This is a genomic window from Syntrophus sp. (in: bacteria) (assembly GCF_040768185.1).
Taxonomy (GTDB): domain Bacteria; phylum Desulfobacterota; class Syntrophia; order Syntrophales; family Syntrophaceae; genus Syntrophus; species Syntrophus buswellii.
On record NZ_JAXGNC010000002.1, the window covers coordinates 211,530 to 230,648 of the forward strand.

General features: G+C 56.7%; 16 protein-coding genes. 12 read left to right on the top strand and 4 right to left on the bottom strand.

The genetic code is table 11. The annotated features are described in order from the left end of the window. Positions 1–363 precede the first annotated feature (363 nt). The 7 genes from AB3175_RS03935 to AB3175_RS03965 all read left to right on the top strand — a co-directional run bounded on the left by AB3175_RS03935 (position 364) and on the right by AB3175_RS03965 (position 10,384). Positions 364–1,500, top strand: a complete 1,137-nt coding sequence (locus AB3175_RS03935; RefSeq protein WP_367359643.1) for a transposase — start codon at positions 364–366, stop codon at positions 1,498–1,500. Then, on the top strand, positions 1,446–1,934 hold the full coding sequence (locus AB3175_RS03940) for a hypothetical protein (protein ID WP_367359723.1): 489 nt from the start codon (positions 1,446–1,448) through the stop codon (positions 1,932–1,934). The genes AB3175_RS03935 and AB3175_RS03940 overlap by 55 nt, the downstream gene beginning before the upstream one ends. Positions 1,935–2,163: 229 nt before the next feature. Then, entirely contained in the window at positions 2,164–3,525 is a 1,362-nt protein-coding gene (locus AB3175_RS03945) for a TolC family outer membrane protein (protein WP_367359644.1), read from the top strand. A gap of 16 nt (positions 3,526–3,541) precedes the next feature. Next, positions 3,542–5,296, top strand: coding sequence for a type I secretion system permease/ATPase (locus tag AB3175_RS03950; protein WP_367359645.1), 1,755 nt, complete (start codon positions 3,542–3,544; stop codon positions 5,294–5,296). Then, a complete protein-coding gene (locus AB3175_RS03955; RefSeq protein ID WP_367359646.1) occupies positions 5,293–6,651 on the top strand; it encodes an HlyD family type I secretion periplasmic adaptor subunit in 1,359 nt (452 codons plus the stop codon). The genes AB3175_RS03950 and AB3175_RS03955 overlap by 4 nt, the downstream gene beginning before the upstream one ends. A gap of 371 nt (positions 6,652–7,022) precedes the next feature. Next, the gene (locus AB3175_RS03960) at positions 7,023–9,632 is read left to right on the top strand and encodes a bifunctional acetate--CoA ligase family protein/GNAT family N-acetyltransferase (protein ID WP_367359647.1); all 2,610 of its coding nucleotides are present in this window, start codon (positions 7,023–7,025) and stop codon (positions 9,630–9,632) included. Between the two features lie 47 nt (positions 9,633–9,679). Beyond that, positions 9,680–10,384, top strand: coding sequence for an FKBP-type peptidyl-prolyl cis-trans isomerase (locus AB3175_RS03965; protein WP_367359648.1), 705 nt, complete (start codon positions 9,680–9,682; stop codon positions 10,382–10,384). A gap of 182 nt (positions 10,385–10,566) precedes the next feature. On the opposite strand, the gene AB3175_RS03970 is transcribed toward AB3175_RS03965, so the two are convergent. Beyond that, positions 10,567–11,928: an MATE family efflux transporter gene (locus tag AB3175_RS03970; RefSeq protein WP_367359649.1), complete on the bottom strand. Its 1,362-nt coding sequence runs from the start codon at positions 11,926–11,928 to the stop codon at positions 10,567–10,569. Positions 11,929–11,934: 6 nt separating this feature from the next. Between AB3175_RS03970 and AB3175_RS03975 the strand changes: the two genes are divergently transcribed. The 5 genes from AB3175_RS03975 to queC all read left to right on the top strand — a co-directional run bounded on the left by AB3175_RS03975 (position 11,935) and on the right by queC (position 14,982). Further along, complete coding sequence (locus tag AB3175_RS03975; RefSeq protein WP_367359650.1) at positions 11,935–12,150, top strand: hypothetical protein; 216 nt, start codon at positions 11,935–11,937, stop codon at positions 12,148–12,150. A 130-nt stretch (positions 12,151–12,280) separates the two neighbouring features. Next, entirely contained in the window at positions 12,281–12,661 is a 381-nt protein-coding gene (gene queD / locus AB3175_RS03980) for a 6-carboxytetrahydropterin synthase QueD (protein ID WP_367359651.1), read from the top strand. Between the two features lie 232 nt (positions 12,662–12,893). Next, positions 12,894–13,448, top strand: coding sequence for a metallophosphoesterase (locus AB3175_RS03985; protein ID WP_367359724.1), 555 nt, complete (start codon positions 12,894–12,896; stop codon positions 13,446–13,448). 150 nt (positions 13,449–13,598) lie between these two features. Then, positions 13,599–14,246, top strand: coding sequence for a radical SAM protein (locus AB3175_RS03990; protein WP_367359652.1), 648 nt, complete (start codon positions 13,599–13,601; stop codon positions 14,244–14,246). Between the two features lie 37 nt (positions 14,247–14,283). Continuing rightward, on the top strand, positions 14,284–14,982 hold the full coding sequence (gene queC / locus AB3175_RS03995; RefSeq protein ID WP_367359653.1) for a 7-cyano-7-deazaguanine synthase QueC: 699 nt from the start codon (positions 14,284–14,286) through the stop codon (positions 14,980–14,982). 9 nt (positions 14,983–14,991) lie between these two features. Here queC and lpxK read toward each other — a convergent pair whose 3' ends face one another. From lpxK to lpxB, 3 genes are all read right to left on the bottom strand, one after another. Beyond that, positions 14,992–16,125, bottom strand: coding sequence for a tetraacyldisaccharide 4'-kinase (gene lpxK, locus AB3175_RS04000; protein ID WP_367359654.1), 1,134 nt, complete (start codon positions 16,123–16,125; stop codon positions 14,992–14,994). A gap of 22 nt (positions 16,126–16,147) precedes the next feature. After that, positions 16,148–17,896, bottom strand: coding sequence for a lipid A export permease/ATP-binding protein MsbA (gene msbA / locus AB3175_RS04005; protein ID WP_367359655.1), 1,749 nt, complete (start codon positions 17,894–17,896; stop codon positions 16,148–16,150). Between the two features lie 66 nt (positions 17,897–17,962). Beyond that, positions 17,963–19,114, bottom strand: coding sequence for a lipid-A-disaccharide synthase (lpxB, locus tag AB3175_RS04010; protein ID WP_367359656.1), 1,152 nt, complete (start codon positions 19,112–19,114; stop codon positions 17,963–17,965). Positions 19,115–19,119 lie beyond the last annotated feature (5 nt).

Consider the following 19,119-nt stretch of genomic DNA (forward strand, 5'->3'; position numbering starts at 1 on the left):
TTGTGATCTTTGAAAAAAGTTCTTGACACGGTTTTTGGAAAGATTTTCAAAAAATCGGTGCGATCTTCTGCCCCCTTTACAATGTCGCCATAATGATGTCATGCGCCTCTTGATTTGCCTGCAAAGCATTCTCTAACACCGGTCCGTGATAAAAATTATTCCGTGGCCTACAGGGCATCCTGGAAGGTCAAATCGGCTCTGGAAAATCTGTGTTATTGTGGCCTATCACAAAAACACGGATGGCTGCATGACCGTTGAGAACATCAATGTAGAAAATGCGGTGCAACGGGTCAACGATCTCATTGCACAAGAAAAAATCTGTCTCCGGCACTCAAGGCGAGTCTTGAGGTCCTGCTGCTTCTCGTGACCATTTTAACCAACCGCTTGGGACTCACCAGCAAGAACAGCAGCAAGCCGCCGTCATCCGATCCCAATCGGAAAAAGGCGCCGAAAGAACCGGGAGCACGCAAACCGGGTGGACAGAATGGACATATCGGCACCACGCTGAAGCCCTTTCCCGAGCCTGATCTGGTCAAGGAAATCCGGGTTGACAGAGAAACCTTGCCACCAGGAAACTATCAATCAACTGGATACGAACGCCGCCGGATTGTCGATCTCGACATCAGCCTCTTTGCCACCGAATGGCGGGCCGAAATTCTGGAAGATGAGAACGGCAAGCGTTTTGTTGCACCGTTTCCAGAGGATGTTGCCAGGCCGGTGCAATACGGTATCGGCGTCAAAGCCCATGCGGTCTATATGTCCCAGTACCAGTTGATCCCGTACAACCGCATAGAGGATCACTTTCAGGACCAGATGGGAATACCGGTCAGTGCCGGGTCGATCCACAATTTCAACAAGGATGCCTCTGAACGGCTTGAGTTCTTTGAATCGTGGGGCAAAAGCCGGCTTGCGGAATCGGCATTGGTTCACAGCGATGAAACCGGCATCCATATTGATATTGATGGCGTCAGGCGTTGGTTGCATAGTGTCTCGAACGACAGCTTTACCTGCTTTTATCCCCATGCCAAACGAGGGTGCGAAGCGATGGACGAGATGGGGATATTGCCGAAGTTTCAAAGGACCCTCTGCCACGACCATTGGAAACCCTACTTCCACTATGGCGGTTTGCATGCGCTCTGCAACGCTCGTCACCTCCGCGAGCTTGAAAGAGCGGTAGAACAGGGTAATCAGCAATGGGCGGCGCAGATGATTGTCCTCCTGAAGGCAATGAACAAGGCCACCCATGAAGCAGGGGGACGCCTTGAGGAAACAGAGTCGGAACAGTTCAGAAAGCGCTACCGTGACCTGCTGCGAGAAGCCGAGTTGGAATGTCCAGCACCAGACGAAACAGCGAAAAAGAAAAAAGGCAAAACAGCAAGGTCAAAAGCAAGAAATCTTCTGGAACGCCTCGACTCCGAGAGGTTCGGCGTCAAGGCGCCTATCTTATCGGGAGCGTCAACAATGGAACGGCAGGACCCGGAAGCGCTATCGACCTCATGATTCATTTTCAGGGCGATGAAGAACAGCTCAGTCGCCTGAACTCCCGGCTTGAAGGCTGGAGCATCGCGCTGGCGGAGATCAATTATCTGAAAACGGGCTATGCCTCTGAAGGACTCCTGGACGCGCATATCATTACGGATGACGATATCGCCAGGAAAACATCCTACGCGGTGAGAATAAACGCCGTCACGGATCCGGCGGCTCCCCTGGCCGTTGCCGGGAAAAAGCGCAGCCGCTGCCCCCCCCGGGCAAGACAGGAAGTCCGTTTTTTCGCGCCGACCCTGCAGGTTGCCGCAACCGTCCATAGGCTCGCATCCCTGTCGACCCCGGGATTTTCCGAAACGGGAGACATCGCCCCTTTCAGGGCTGACCGCAAAAGGCATTACAACAGGTGTGTCGGACCCATTCACAAGCCCAACCCTTCAGAGCAGTAAAGGGCGGCCTGTTGAAAGGGACTCCACAGCCTGTTCGGAATGCGGCCCCGGTATGCCCGAGCCCTTCGAGGACGGGTAAAAACTCCCGCTTCAAGGATCATGACCTGGATTTTGCAAAGGGAATGACCCATATCTCCGGCCCGAAAAACAACATCCGCAGGAATTCAACAAAAAGAGCAAGGCTGCAGGGTTGAGCCGGGAGGGATTATTGACAGAGGATACCGGAACGATGCCAGTCGACGAGAATGGAAATGGGAAAAAGAGGTGCCGCCGCCTTTCTGTTTCCCTTTTTCTGCTTCTCCTTGCCCTTCAGAGCGCCTTGGCCACACCTCTTGCCGCCATGGATTTGATGGAAGCCTACATCCGCGCCAGGCAGCATGATCCGCTCTTCGGGTCCTACGTCCACGAGCATGAAGCGTCCAGGACGTTGCCGGCGCAGGGCCGCTCATTCCTTCTTCCCCAGATTCAGGCATACGGCTCCGAATCCAGATACTATTACGACAGCGCCCCCTCTTACTATCGGGATTTTGACAGCGAATCCCTGGGCGTGTCCCTCAAACAGCCGATTTTCAATGTTTCCCGGTTTTATGAATACCGGCAGCACAAGGTCCGCAAGAATATGGGTGACGCGAGATTTGTCTCGGCGGAGCAGGACTTGATCCTCCGGCTTGCTGAAGCCTATTTCAACGCCCTGGCTGCGGAAAATCTGCTGGACCTCATTAATGCCGAAAAGAGGGCCGTTCTGGAACAGCGCGAACAGGCCAAGCGGATGTTCCAGGCCGGTGTGTCCACGATCACCGATGTCCATGATGCTGATGCCCGCTACGACTCGGTTCTTGCAAAGGAAATCGAGGCCAGAAGCAATTGTGACGTTAAACGGCTGGCTCTCCAAAGACTCGTGGGGGATGACGTGACCGGATTGAATCCGCTCAGGGACGATGCCCCCCTGGGACTTCCCGATCCCGAGCGCCTTGAAACCTGGATCGAAAAAGCAAGGGAAAACCATCCCCTGCTGAAATCCTATGCATACCGGATTTCCTACCAGGAGGCGGAACTCAGGAAGAACGAAGGTCAACATTGGCCAAGTCTCGACTTTGTGGGAGGCTACAATAAGACCAACACGAACAACAATCTGCAGACAAACCGCATATCGTACGGCAGCGTAGGCATTCAGCTCAATCTTCCTGTCTTCAGCGGGGGGTATACAGTGGCCAAGGTCAAGGAATCCAGGGCGATCCTGGAGAAGGCCAGGATGGAGTACGAAAATGCCCTGGCCGATATTACCCAGAAGCTCAGCGAAGCCTTTCTCGCCGTTCGGGACAGCGTGTCGCGGATCGATGCGCTGCAGACGGCGCGCAAATCGGCCTTGACCTCCCTGAAATCCAACAAAATGTCCCTGCTGGCCGGCATGCGGACAACGATCGATGTCCTGAACGCCGAGCAGGACCTCCAGGATGTCCTGATTCGACTGCTGCAGGCGCGATACGACTGCCTGCTGAACAGTGTGAGATTGAAAGCTTACTCGGGGACCATTTCAGAGAGGGATGTTCATGAAATCAACGGATGGCTGCAAACGGCGGCTGCGCAATAAGCGAACGAGGTGACCTATGCCCAACATTTTCCGGCGACCATTGCCGACGGCAGAGGGCAAAAAAAACGAACTGCGCACTATTTTATGGTCCTTTAAAAATACGTTCGCGGCGGTCGGCCTCTTCAGCTTTGTTGTCAACCTACTGCTCCTGGTGCCGGCAATCTACATGCTGCAGATCTATGACCGCGTCCTGACAAGCCGCAACCAGGATACCCTGGTCATGCTCACCATCATCATGGTCCTGATGTATATCGGCATTGGCTTTCTGGAGTGGATTCGCTCCCAGGTCCTCATTCGGCTGGGAAACAGCATGGATCAGCGCTTAAGCGGCAAGGTCTTCCAGGCGGCCTTCGAAAAGTCCCTGCGCTTCGGGTCCGCCAACGCCACCCAGTATTTTCATGACCTGACAGGCGTCCGCCAGTTCCTCACCGGCAATGGCCTTTTCGCCTTTTTTGACTTCCCCTGGACCCCTATTTTTATCCTCGTCATCTTTTTCATGCATCCATGGCTCGGGATTTTTTCCGTCTTCAGCGCCCTGTTTCTTCTCACCATGGCGGCGCTTACCGAGCTTGTCAGCAGAAAGCCCCTTGCCGAGGCGAACCGGCTTTACAACAGCGCCAACTCCTATGCGGGGGCGAACCTGAGAAATGCGGAAGCAATCGAGGCCATGGGGATGCTGAGTCGCGTCAGGGGGTACTGGCACCGGAAGCATGAAAGTTTTCTGAAACTCCAGGCGGCAGCCAGCGACAGGGCCAGCATCGTTTCCGCAATCACAAAGGCCTCCCGACTGACCTTTCAGTCCAGCATTCTTGGCTTAGGCGCCTACCTGGCGGTAAAGGACACCATTACCCCCGGAATGATGATTGCCGCGTCCATCCTCCTTGGAAGGGCCCTGCAGCCCGTTGAAATGGCCATCGGCACGTGGAAGCAGTTTCTTGCCACCAGGACATCTTACCTGAGACTGGGAGAAATCCTGGCCGTCCTGTCCGAACATGAGGAAGAAATGTCTCTGCCGGCCCCCACCGGGGTGTTGACGGTCAGAAACCTCGTTGCCGGCCCCCCGGGAACCAGCAGACAGATTTTAAAAGGCGTCAGCTTTGCAGCCAATCCTGGTGATGCTGTGGCGGTGATCGGGCCCAGCGCTTCAGGAAAAACAACCCTGGCGAGAATGATCGTGGGCATCTGGCCCCCTTTTTCCGGAGAGGTGAGACTGGATGGCGCGGCCATCTCAAAGTGGAACAAGAAGGAGCTGGGGCCGTACATCGGATATCTTCCCCAGGATATTGAACTCCTTGACGGCACGGTGGCCCAGAACATCGCCCGTTTTGGAGAGATCGACTCCGAGAAGGTGGTCAAGGCGGCAAAAGCGACGGGTATACACGAGATGGTGCTGCAGTTTCCGGACGGCTATGACACCCCTGTCGGAGAGGGCGGGCTGTTTCTCTCGGGGGGGCAGAAGCAGCGGATCGCCCTGGCCCGGGCAATCTACGACGACCCGGTGCTGTTTGTCCTGGATGAGCCGAATTCCAACCTCGACGAGGCGGGAGAGCTGGCCCTTCTCAAGACCATGGTCCAATTAAAAGCGGCAAAAAAAACGGTATTCGTCATCACGCACCGCACCTCCATCCTTCGCGTCGTCGACAAGGTTCTGCTGCTGGTCAACGGGGTCAGCCAGGCCTATGGCCCGAGAGACGAAGTCCTCGCCCGCCTGAAAAAGGTGCCGACCCGGCAGCCGCCGCAGGTCCTGCAGGCAGGACAGGGAAAAGGATGAAGGGACTTTCAAGGGGCATTATGAACGGCAGCGAAAAACAGGCTTTGAACGCCGGGGAAAAGACACCCCTGAAAACAAACACAAGGCCGATCATCCTGATCGCCCTTGCGGGTTTGATCTTCGGATTGGGGACGTTTCTGGCATGGGCTTCCCTTGCCCCCCTGGATGAGGGCGTGGTGGCTCACGGCGAAGTTGCCGTCGTTTCCAATAAAAAAACAATCCAGCATCAATATGGGGGAACGATTTCAGAAATCCTTGTCAGGGAAGGAGACCGGGTCAGGAAGGAACAGGTGCTCATCCGGCTCAACAATGCGCAGCCAAAAGCGAATCTGGCCGAGATTCGAGGCGAATACTACCAGGCGCTCGCCCTGGAAGCCAGACTGCTGGCGGAAAGGAGCAGAGCGGGAGCCATCGCGTATCCCGAGGAAATCACCGCCATGAGCCATCTGCCTGAAATCGCGGATCTGGTCAGAACGCAGCAGCAGCTCTTCAATGCCAGGCGGGGCACCCTGCACACCGAACTCAACATCCTCAAGGAAAACATCGAGGGCATGAAGGAATACATTCGCAGGCTTGAAGAACTTCAGATGTCCCGGACCAGACAGATGGAACTCCTGAGCACGGAGATGAACTCGTTGAGGGACCTGGCGGATCAGGGCTACTACCCCCGGAGCAAAATTCTGGAAACGGAAAGACTGCTGGCCGAGCTCAGCGGAAAACGGAGCGAAGATCTCGGAAATATCGCCAGGGCGAAAAAGGCCATGAGCGAGTACAAGCTCACCATCGTGCGCCGCGAACAGGAATTCACCCAGGATGTGGAGACCCAGCTCAGCGAGGTTCAGAAAAAGCTGGCGGCCCTGAGGGACCAGTACGCAGCGACACAGGACGTTCTTGAGAAAACGGAGATCAGGGCGCCGGAAGAGGGAACGGTCGTGGGCCTTTCCGTGCACACGGCGGGTGGGGTGATCATGCCGGGGAATCCGGTCATGAGCATCGTTCCGGCAAACGAGGAGCTCATCGTGGAGGCAAAGGTGATGCCCACGGACAGAGACCGGGTGCGGGAAACGCTCAAAGTCGACCTGATGTTCACTTCCTTTGACGCTAAAAAGACCCCCGTCATCGACGGAGAGGTCATCCTGGTTTCCGCAGACCGGTTTACCGATGAGGCCACGAGGATCCCCTATTACCTGTGCCGGATCCGGCTTACGAAGCAGGGGATGCAAAAGCTGGGGACCCGGGATCTTCAGCCCGGAATGCCCGTGCAGGTCGTCATAAAGACAGGGGAAAGGACCCTGATGAACTACCTCGTAAAGCCCCTTTTTGACCGGATTTCCGTCTCCTTAAAGGAGCGGTGATTTCGCCCCGGTGCTCGCCGCACGCCTGGCAGCGAGAAAGGCGCCGGGGGAAAAACCTTTTTTTTAAGGCCCCCATCCGACAACCGGATTTCAGGGACCCGGCCTTGCCCGCTCCGAGCTCCGTTCTCAACTTTTATTCCTGAAATATCTGAAACCTGCCTCAAACAGAAGCCTCTTAGGCTTGGGGAAAAAACCACCCGGCCACTTTTAAACCCCCTGTGGATTTGCAATAAAAATCATGATACGAAATGTTCCGCAAAGGGTCCTGACCCTTTTCAGCAGGCGATACGGCAGGTTCATCGACGCTGGATTGCCGAAAGCGGGACGGGGCTGAAAGCGCAATTTCATCAATAACGAAGAAGACCGTGTTCATGGCCAGTTTAAGAGAGATATTGAATCCCGAATCGGTGGCGCTCATTGGAGCGACAGAGCGGGAGAACTCGATAGGCAGAGTGGTCCTGGCGAACCTTTCCCGGACAGCGAATCGCCCGCTTTATTTTGTGAATCCCAGCAGACAGACCGTTCTCGGAGCACGGTGCTTCCCGTCGATCAGCGATGTGCCCTCCCGTGTCACCCTGGCCGTTATCGTAACCCCGGCAGCCACGGTCCCGGGCATTATCGAAGCGTGTGGAAAGGCAGGGGTTTCAGTCGCCATCATCCTTTCCTCAAATTTCAATGGAGAGGAGCAGAAGAAACTGGTGGAGAACATTCTCACCGCACGCAGGGAGTCCGGCATGAGAACGATCGGACCCAATTCCCTTGGGGTGATCCTTCCCCACAACGGCCTCAATGCCACTTTTCTCAAGACGAACCCCAAACCCGGAAACATCGCACTCATCGCACCCGTTCTCGGCGATGCGATCCTCGACTGGGGGGATACAATGGGAATAGGCTTCAGCATGTTCGCCTCTCTCGGCTCCCGGATAGACGTCGGGTCCGGGGATCTCATCGATTTTCTGACTTACCACTACACGACAAGAAGTCTCATGATCTACATGGAAACCGTGGGGGACGCGAAACGATTCATAAGCGCCGCCCGCGGCTTTGCGCTGAGCAAACCCATCGTCGTGCTCAAACCGGGCCGCTCAAAGGCCGGGGCATCCTTCGTCGAGATGCGGGCGGGAAGATCGGCGGGAAACGATTCCGTCTATGACGCCGTGTTCCGGAGAATCGGCATCGTTAGGGTGGCTGAAGTGATGGATCTCTTCAATATGGCAAAGGTCCTCGATTCGCCATGCCTGCCAAGAGGCTCCCGGCTCGCCGTCATCACCAACGCCGGGGATGTCGGAATCATGGCCACGGATACCCTGGCCGGGCTGGGAGGAGAGCTGGCCTGCATCTCCAGCGGAGACACCGGCCGTGAAGATGTTCTCCTGCCGGAACAATGGTGCCGGGATGATCCTGTCGACATGGGAGGCGCGGCCGATGCCAGACGCTATAGGAACACCCTGGATCTCTGCCTAAGCGATGACGGAGTGGACGGCATCATGGTGATCTATACGCCGCGGGTTTTTGCCGGGGCCATGGACCTGGCCCAGGCCATTATCCAAACCGCCAGGAAGACCCGGAAGCCGATCATCGTCACCTGGGTGGGAGGCGCACGCGCCGCCGAAGGCCGCCGTATCCTTCTGCACAACAATGTGCCTGCCTATGCCACGCCGGAAGAAGCGGTAAAGACCTACCTTTACATGTACCGTTATCACAGGAATCTTGAACTCATCTATGAGACGCCGGCCGAGGGAACCCAGACAGGGGCCCCTCTTCTGAATTATCTCAAGACGGTTGTCCGGAAGGCCATCCGAGACGGAAAACGGACCCTCTCCCGCCGGCAGGCCTTCGACCTTATCAGGAACTATCAAATTCGCACCCTCAGGACAGCCATTGTGTCGGACATCGACCAGCTGCGCCGGGAAATCCCGGGCATGGGCATCCCTCTGTCCCTCAGGATCCAGCCCCTCACCGGGGAGAAAGAGGAACAGGCGATCTTCCTGACCACCACCGGGCACGTTGACGACGCCTGCCGGCAGGCGGGACAGCGGTTGCGCGATGGAGGCGTGGAAGTCATCCTCCAGAATCCGCCGGCACCGGCGGCCTTGAGGCTGAAGCTCGAATCGAGAAGAGACCCCGAGTTCCGCACCATCCTGATCATCAGCCCCGGCGCCGGCGGCCCCGACGATGAACGCATCGGCCTGCCGCCTCTCAACCGGACCCTGGCCCGGCGCCTGCTTGAAGGTGCGGGAATCTATCCTGTTTTAAAAATTGCCGATGAGGGTCGGCAGATTCTTTCCCGGCTTGAGGATACCCTCCTGGGATTTTCCAACCTGGTTGTTGATTTTGCCGAGATCGAGCGCCTGGAGCTTGTCCTGTGGATTGAACAATCCGAGGTGCTGGCAGGGGATGTGACGGTCGCCCTTGCCCCTGTCTCCGAGGAAGCCGCGCCCTATTCGCACCTCGTGATTACCCCTTATCCGTTGCACTACATAACGACGTGGAATCTTCTCGACGGGACGGAAGTTCTCCTGAGGCCTGTCCGTCCGGAGGACAAGCTCATGTCCCAAGAGATGCTTGATTCCCTCTCGGAGGAGACGTTGCGCAACCGATATTTCGGCGTCCGGGAAATAACCGACGATCTTGTTGTACGGTCCTGCAACATGGACTATGACCGGGAGATAGCCATCCTGGCTGAAATCAGGAGGAACGGGAAAAAGTGCATGATCGGGGGAAGCCGTCTCATCCACCATCCCGACACCGGGATCGGCGAGTTTGCCATCCTGGTTCACGATCATTACCACGGCATGGGCCTGGGGGCAAAACTGATCGACATTCTCATCGGAATAGCCCGGGATAAGCATCTCCACAAGATCGAGGGGCTTGTGTTGACCGAAAACGGAAAGATGCTTGGCCTGTGCCGGAAACTGGGGTTTCAGGTCAAGCCTGAACCCGAGGGCGTATCAAAAGTCATCCTGTCCCTTGATACCTGAACATCAGCGGAAAGGGCGGCCTTAACCTGCACAGACAAGGAGGAGCAATGAAAAGAGAATCCGTAGCGTTTGGACTCGCCGTTCTCATGATCACGGCACTGCCCGGCTTTTCGGAGGGCAAGATCATCTTAAAAACTCAAAGGGATAAGGTAAGCTATGCCATCGGTTACGGCATAGGAAGTGACTTTAAGGAAAAATCCATCGGCATCAATCCGAATGTCCTTTTGAAGGGAATTACAGACGCCCTTTCAGGATCCACAAGGTCCTTGACACAAGCCGAAATGGATCAGATCATGATGAGCTTTTCGCAGGACCTCCAGGCAAGGCAAAGGGAATCCTTTGAAAAGGCAAGGGCCGTCAACAGAAAGGAAGGCTCGGAATTTCTCGAAAAGAACAAGCTCAAGGAGGGCGTAAAAGTCACCCCGAGCGGCCTGCAGTACAGGGTGGTCAAGGAGGGCACAGGAGACAACCCGAAACCGGGCGATACGGTAACCGTCCATTACAGGGGCACGCTCATCGACGGGACGGAATTTGACAGCTCCTACAAGCGCAATCAGCCAGCCACGTTTTCTCTTGCAGGAGTCATCCGGGGATGGACTGAAGGCCTGCAGCTCATGAAGGCAGGGGGAACATATGAACTCGTCATCCCTTCCGATCTTGCTTACGGCGAGAGAGGCGCAGGCCATCTCATCGGACCGGATGCCGTTCTGATTTTCACCGTAGATCTCATTTCCATTGAAAAGGAAGGATGACAGAGGGCCTTTCATTGCTGATGCAGGGAGACCTGCACCCGATAACAGCCGCCAGGTGGAATCGGGGAATTTTTTAAACGGATATTCCGTCGAGGTCTTCCTTCATGGATTCCGGGCCATTATCGAGCCTTCGGCCCTCGCGGCGGACGGCGAGCATCGGACTTCCGGGGAGGCAAGTGCGCCTATGTCTTCTCATGGATCAGGGAATCAAACATTCGATACTGGCGTTTCGCCCAGTAGAGGATGAACAGGAATGCGATGGCGTTGGCAAGCGGCTGGGCCATCCAGACGCCGTTGATGCCGAACCAGGAAGGTAGGAGCCACAGAAAGGGGATTAAAAAAAGGATTTCGCGACCGACCAGCAGAACCATGGCGGCTTTTCCCTGTCCGAGACCGATGAACATGTTGATCCACATCAGGCTGGGAGCGGCTGTGATCAGTATCAGAAAATTGATGCGCAGGGCTGTTGCCGTGAGCCTTCGCAGCTCCATGTCATCGGAGAAGAGCGTCGCAATGGCCGGAGCAAAGGCCTCCACGATCAGAAAACAGACCATGGCAATCGCAAAGGAAATTTTTACGGCGATCGCCACCGCCTCCATCAGTCTAACAGGAAGATTCGCCCCTTCACTGAAGGCAACCATCGGCATCAGGCCATGACCGATGCCGTAAAGCGGAATCATGACCAGGCCACTCATTCGGGAGACAATGCCCAGAGTGGCCACGGCAAGGTTGCTGTATCCGCCAAGGACATGATTGTGAAGAAGCATTCCAAGGCTGAGCACGAGATTGATGATCATGGAGGGAAATCCCGTCGAGTAGATGGACAGAATAATCCGGTAATCCGGACGGAGATAATGCCATTTCAGCTGATATTTGGAGCTTTTCTGCCGCAAGAAATAAAAGGCAAGCGCTGCACCCGATATCTGGGAAATCACCGCGGCCATGGCGGCTCCCTCAATTCCCAGCCGGGGGAAGGGACCCCAGCCGAAGATGAGCATAGGATCCAGGATACCGCTGACGGCCGAGGTCATAAGAGCGCAATACATCACGAGATGAGGCCTGCCTTCCGCCCGGAAGAGATTGCTGGCCATCATGATCAGAAACAGAAACGGCACGCCGGGCAGCAGTGTCAGGAGATACCGGCGGGACAGGGGCAGAATTTCCGTTGTGGCGCCGAAATATGTCAAAATGAGATCCGGCCCGGCCATCCCCAGGCTGATGAACAGCGCTCCGAGCACAGCCGAAAGAAAAAAAACCTGGCCGGCTGTCTGTCGGGCCTTCCGGTTTTCCTCCGCACCGAACATCCTGGCGGCGTATGAGCCTGCACCCAATCCCGTTCCCACGCCGACTCCGCCTAAAATCACCTGTATGGGAAGGCTTATGGTTAAGGCCGCAAGGGCATTCGAGCTGAGCCTGGCAAGCCAGAAGGCGTCTATGAGGTAATAGACGTTTACGACCAGCACGGTGGCGATGGACGGCCAGCTCATTTGCAGCAGAAGAGGCAGGATGGGACCCTCCGCCATATTCAGACTTTTATTGTTCATAACGATGTGATTTACAGTAAAATTCTGTTTAAGGCAAACGATCGGTGCCTGTTCGGAGCTGCGGACGGACCTGCCGAACCCGTCGTCGCCCCGGCAAAAGCGCATCGGATCAGCCGGGATGAACCGGCCCTGAAGCTTACGCTCCGCGGCCGCACAGACTGGCTCAGCACCGAGGTGCTTCGAGCTGCCGGCGCCCTTGGGAAATCCTTTCAGCAGGTATGAACGTACATGAAAAAAGATAGACAACTTTGGCAAAAAATGAAGTAATATGATGGCTCGTTCCGTTTGGGACATCCGAAAAAATGTTAAATTTCCGCGAAAAAGACGTGGATCCGTACAGCAGGGAGCCTTTATGCCAGGAATTTTTGAAATCAGCGTTGAAGAGCAGTTTTCCGCCGCCCACGCGCTGCGGGATTACCCGGGAAACTGCGAGCACCTCCATGGACACAACTGGGCCGTCCGGGTCACCGTCGAGTGCCGGGAGCTCAATGAGATCGGAATCGGCATTGATTTTCGAGAGGTGAAGCAGACGGTTCGAGAGGCGCTCCACCGACTGGACCACATCAACCTGAACGAACTGCCGCCTTTCCAGAAGGCCAACCCCTCGTCGGAAAACATCGCCCGCCACCTCTATTTGGAGCTGAGCGGGAAGCTCAACAGGGATACGATACGGGTTTCGCGGGTCAGAGTTTCCGAAACACCGACCAGCAGCGCCACCTATCGGGAGGACTGAAGCGGGTCACACATTTTCTCTTTGCGGATCGGACGGCGACAGAAGAGGATCAGACTGAGAAGATCCTTCGATGATGGGAAGCAGGGAAATGTTTTTCGAGCGTATCGATGATCGGAATCCCGTAAATCACCGTATCCGGCCGGAAATCCATCCGCGAAAACGCTTTTTGAAGAGGGTTGCCCACGGAAAGCCTTCAACCTCTCAGGCAACAACTCAGCCTGCTCCCAATTCCATGGCGATATGGACTGCAACCTTGAAATGTTCCGGGAATAACCAGGAGGACACGGTGCGGATCCTCTTCACGAGCGATTTACATGGGATGATTTGGTTGTACGATTCGCTTGTAGACCTCTCCGAGCAGTGCAGGCCCGATCTGATCATTCTGGGGGGAGATCTGCTGCCCAGGCTGGACAAACATGGAAATTTGCTCGATGCTCAAAGGCACTTTGCCATCACTGTTTTCCCCTCGTATTGTTTGAAAATGCACGACATCAATCCGGATGTCGACATCGGGGTGATCCTGGGGAACGACGACTGTCAGATGGTGACGAGGGAATCGGAGGACCTTCACCGGACAGGATTGATCCGGCTCGTCGATAACAGCGCCTGGAAGACCAGGCACTCATGGCAGGTCATCGGGACGAGCCTGGTTCCGGAAACCCCGTTTCACCTGAAGGACTTCGAAAGACGCGACTGCGAAGCGGATCCTGTGCGCTATCCTTCGGTACAGGCCATGTATTCCTCAGATCAGGGTATCGGCATCCTTTCCAGTTCGGCGTGGTTTTAATCCCGTGCATCCATTGAAACCGAACGGATGAAACCGAACTGACAAGACTGCCCACGGCAGTCGCTTATGACCGGACGGTGTTTGTTTCGCATTCGCCTCCGTATTCAACGCCATTGGACCTGGCCGTGAACGGAATCCATGAGGAGTGACGTGTCCTTAAAGGTCAACGAAATCTTTTACAGCATTCAGGGGGAATCGTCCTTTATCGGCATTCCCTGCGTCCTGGTGCGGCTCACCGGCTGCAATCTCCGCTGCTCCTATTGCGATACCCGCTACGCCTACGAGGGAGGGACCTTGTGGGAACTTTCCGACCTGCTTGGCCGGATCGCATCTCACCGATGCCGTCTGGTGGAAATCACCGGAGGGGAGCCGCTGCTCCAGGCGGAAACCCCGGCCTTGATCCGGAGCCTTCTGGAGGGAGGATATGCGGTTCTCCTGGAGACCAATGGATCTCTGCCCATCCGGGGGATTGACCGGCGCTGTGTGCGCATCGTCGATATCAAATGCCCTTCAAGCGGAGAAAGCCACAGGAACGATTTCAGCATCCTCGACGATCTGACGGAACGGGACGAAATCAAGTTTGTCCTGGGCGAGAGAGGGGATTATGAATTTGCCCGGGACATCCTTCTTTCCAGGAACCTGGCGGCGAAAACGCGGAATCCACCGCTCCTGTCCCCCGTCACGGAGCGCCTGGATCCGAAACGGCTGGCTCGGTGGATCCTCGAAGATCATCTTTCGGTCCGCCTCCAGCTCCAGCTCCACAAAATCCTCTGGGGGAAGGATGCCCGGGGCGTTTGAAAAAAAAAGATAAAGGAAAAAAGACGAGGACACGCCAATGAATTCAGATCGAAGGGCCGTCATCCTTCTCAGTGGAGGGCTGGATTCCACCACGACCATGGCCATCGCCAAGGCGGAAGGCTATGAGCTTTACGCCCTCACGTTCCAGTACGGGCAGCGCCATGCCATCGAGCTGGAGGCGGCGCGGCGCATCGCCAATGCCCTGGGCGCAAAGGAACATCTCATTGTTCCCCTTGATTTAAGCATTATTGGAGGATCGGCCCTCACCGGTCACCTTGAGGTCCCGAAAAGGGATTCCCCCGAGGAAGGGGAAGGGGTGGAAATTCCCGTAACGTACGTCCCCGCCAGAAACACCATCTTTCTGTCCTATGCCCTCGCATGGGCGGAGGTCCTGCAGACCGGTGAGATCTTTATCGGGGTGAACGCCGTGGATTACAGCGGCTATCCCGACTGCCGCCCCGAATACATCGCGGCCTTCGAGACCATGGCCAATCTCGCCACCAAGGCATGCACGGAGGGCGGGATGCGCCTGAAAATCCGCGCTCCGCTGATCCTGCTCTCCAAAGCGGACATCATTCGAAAAGGAATGGCCCTGGGCGTGGACTATGGAATGACGCACACCTGCTACGACCCTCTTCCCGATGGAAGGGCCTGCGGCCGATGCGACAGCTGCCACCTGCGCCGGAAGGGATTCCGGGAGGCCGGTTACGAAGATCCGGCATTTTCCGAAAAGTAGCACAGGATCTCAGGCCTCTGCCTTGCCTTTCGTGAGGACCCCGAGGATCAGGCGTTCAAAATCCTCCAGGGGATCGACGGTCATCTCGATGCGCAGTGCAAAGCAGGGAATGGCAGGCAAATCGAGGGACATCACTTTCATCTGATCCTTCTCCGTGGTCACGATCATGTCCCCGCGGACGTCCTTGGCCGCCTGCGCAACAGCGGCGATATCGCTGGAGGAATAGCGATGATGGTCCGGGAAGGCAAGGAACGCGGCAATATCGGCCCCCAGGGATTCCAGGGTACCGCGGAAGCGCTCCGGAGCAGCGATGCCGGCGAAGGCGCAGATCCTCCTTCCCTTCAGATCACGAAGTTCCCTGCTCCGGCCCTTGTTCAGGGAAACCAGGGAAGAGGGCCGATGGGTCCCTCGAAAGGCCGGAAGAGAACGCTTAAAAATCCGCTCTGTATCGTTGCAGCCATCTGGTTCGCTCCGGGTATCCCCCGGGGTTCCCCTTCGCTCCCCTGTCCGGACGAGGAGATCAGCCCGCTTCATGGCCCGGTCCGGTGGTTCGCGCAACGGTCCCCGCGGCAGAAGATAACCGTTTCCCCAGGGACGGTCGATATCCAGCAATACGATATTGAGGTCCCGGAACAGACGGCGATGCTGGAATCCGTCATCGAGGATCAGAACATCGGCACCCAGGCGCGCTATGGCCGCCTTTCCCGTCAGGCGACGGTCCGGACCGGTCAGAACGGGAACGCCCGGGCAGCTTCGGGCGATCAGCACCGGCTCATCGCCTCCCGCATGGGGCCCCAGCAGGACGGAAACCCCATCGCTGACGATATTGACCGGCGCCGCCCCCGTACTGCCGTAACCCCGGCTCAGCACCGCCGGACGATAGCCGTTTCCCCGGAGCATCCGGGCCAGCAAAACCACCATGGGCGTCTTTCCCGTACCGCCCGCCGTTACGTTCCCGACGCTGATCACCCTGCAGGGCAGCTTTGCCGATCTCAGAAGCTCCCGGTCATAAAGACCGTTCCGCAGGGAAACCCCGACCCGGTAAACATGGGAGAAGATCTCAAGCAGCAGGGCAAAGGGACTCCCGCCTTTGCGAGTCCCCGGCTCCTCCCAGAGCTGGCGGCAACGTTCACGAATCTTCACGGGAATATCCTGTAGCCGGGGGCTACTTCAGGTCCATTTCCTCCCCCGCTTTGTTCTCTTTGAATTGCAGCTGGTGCAGTTTGCAATACTCACCCTGCCTGGCCAGCAGCGTATCGTGAGAGCCCTCTTCCACGATTTCCCCCCTGACCAGCACGACAATCCGGTCGGCCGTGCGGATCGTGGAAAGGCGGTGGGCGATCACCAGGGTCGTCCTCCCCTTCATCAGGCGCTCCAAGGCATCCTGAACCTCCATCTCGGCCTCGGTATCAAGCGAGGATGTGGCCTCATCGAGGATCAGGATCGGGGCATTTTTCAGCAGCGCCCTGGCAATGGAGATTCGCTGCCGCTCGCCGCCGGACAGCCGGGTCCCCTGTTCTCCGATCACCGTATCGTATTGTTCGGGAAGGTTCTGGATGAACTCATGGGCATTGGCCGCCCTGGCCGCCTCGATGATCTCCTTCTCCGAGCAGTCGCGGCTTCCATAGGAAATGTTGTTCCGGACCGTATCGTTGAACAGGATGGTCTGCTGGGTCACGATCCCGATCTGGCGGCGCAGCGACAGCAGGGTCACATCCCGGATGTCGTGGCCGTCAATGAGGATCTGCCCGTCGGATACGTCGTAAAATCTGGGGATCAGATTGACCAGCGTCGTCTTGCCTCCGCCGCTCATTCCGACAAAGGCGATCACTTCACCGGCACGGATGGTCAAATTGATATTTCTGAGCACCGGGGTTGCGTTGTAGGAAAAGGAAACATTTCGGATTTCGATCTTTTCGACGATGCGGGGAAGGTCCACGGCATGCTCTCTGTCAAGAATGTCGGGAACGAGATCCAGAATGTGAAAGACCCTCTGGGCGCCGGCTATCCCCTTTTGAATGGTGTTGTTGACGTTTGTCAATCTTTTGACCGGTTCATACAGCATGATCAGCGCCGTCAGAAAGGAAAAAAAGGTTCCCGGGGTGGAGGAGCCGTGAATAACCTGGTAGCCTCCGTAAAAAATGATCGCGGCGATGCCGATCCCTCCCAGGAACTCCATGAACGGGCTGGAAATCGCGTTGATGGAAACGGACTTCAAAGCCAGGCGCATCAGCTTCTCGTTTTCCCTGGCGAAGCGCATGTTCTCATAGGCCTCCATGCAGAAGGCCTTGACGATGCGCGTGCCGGAAATGGTCTCCTGGAGCAGCGTGGTAAGGCCGGCCATGGTGACCTGGGTTTTCGTCGCATTCCGTCTCATCTTCTCTCCGAACTTGGCAATGGGATAGATGGTCAGGGGAAAGACGAACATGGCGATGATGGCCAGCTGCCAGTCCCGGTAGAAAATGACGAAGACAAGGAAGATCAGGGTAAAGGTGTCCTTGAGGAGACTGGTCACCGCCTCGGAAACGGCATGCTGGATGGAAGTGACATCGTTGGTGATCCGCGACATGAGCTCCCCTGTGTGATGCTTGGCAAAGAATCTCAGGGACTGCCTCTGGATCTGCTCATACAAATGGTACCGCAGGTCGGCGACGATGCGCTGACCGATGAAGCTCATCAGAATCGTCTGGAAATAACTGCAGGATCCCTTGACCGCGTAGATCAGAATGACGGCCAGGGGAATCCAGAGGAGCATTTCCGCATTCCTTTTGAGGAAAATGTCATCCAGGGCCGGCTTGACGAGAAAAGCCAGCGCAGAGGTAAGGGCGCCCACGACCAGCATGCAGACCATGGCGACGGCAAACCGGGGAATGTGGGGTTTGGTCAATTTCAAAAGACGCTTAAAGATATCCATTGTTTTCCTTGCAAAAGTCCCTGCGCTCAGGCCTTCCTTACCGGCCGGGTTCCCCGCAGACCCACGTTATCCCCGGGGTCTCTGCAGAAGCGACAAGGCCATATCGGCCGCCCGCCGGGCCGCACCCGGCCGGCCGAGTTTTTCCCGGAGCTGCGAAAGCTCCTCCTTGATGATTCTTCTCCGGTCGGCATCGCCGAGGATCGCCAGGACTTCCGCTGCGATGCGCTCCGGGTTGGCCTGGTGCTGGATCAGCTCCGGGGCCACGGTCTTTCCGGCCACAATATTCACCAGGCCGATATGATCCACAGAAATGAGCATCCGTCCAATCAGATAGGAAAGGGCTGAAACTTTGTAGATAACGACCAGGGGAGTCCCCAGAAGCGCTGTTTCCAGGGTGGCCGTTCCGGACACCACCACAGCTGCATCAGCCGCGGCCACCGCGTCATACGTGGCACCTCGGACCAGGCGAATCTCAGGCACATCCACCCCCTGCATCCGGCTCTCCATCCAGGCCGGGTCCAGCGTGTCGGCCAGGGGGAGGAGAAACTGCACGGGCTGGATCTTCCCGGCGATGAGCCGCACCGCCTTCAGCATGTCCGGAAGCAGCCGGGTGACCTCCCCCTTCCGGCTTCCCGGCAAGAGCGCTACCGTCGTTACGTTGTCCCGCAGTCCCAGCCGGCGAAGGGTTTCGCTGCGCGAAGAGCTTACCTGGACAGCATCGAGAAGGGGGTGGCCGACAAAGGAGGCATCAACACCCGACTCCCGGTAGAGCGGCTCCTCGAAGGGAAGGATGACCGCCATGCGGTCCACAACGCGGCCGAGGGTCTTGATCCTTCCTCTCCGCCAGGCCCAGATCTGGGGAGAAATGTAATAAAAAACGGGAATACCGTTTTTCTTTGCAGATCGTGCAAGGGGAAGATTGAAGTCGGGATAATCGATGAGAATGACGAGATCGGGTTTTTGGAACCGCATCGACTTTTTCAGGCGGCTCATGACAGACAGAATGACCCGCAGCTTGGACAGCACTTCCGTCAACCCCACAACGGCCATGTTCCCCGCATCGGCCCACAAGTCCACGCCGGCCTCCCTCATACGGCCGCCTCCGACGCCGTAAAAGGAAAGCCCCGGGTTCTTCCGCATCATCGCGCGGACCAGGGAAGCCCCGTGAAGGTCTCCGGATGCCTCTCCCGCCACAATAAGGATGCGCTTTGAACTCAAGGGAA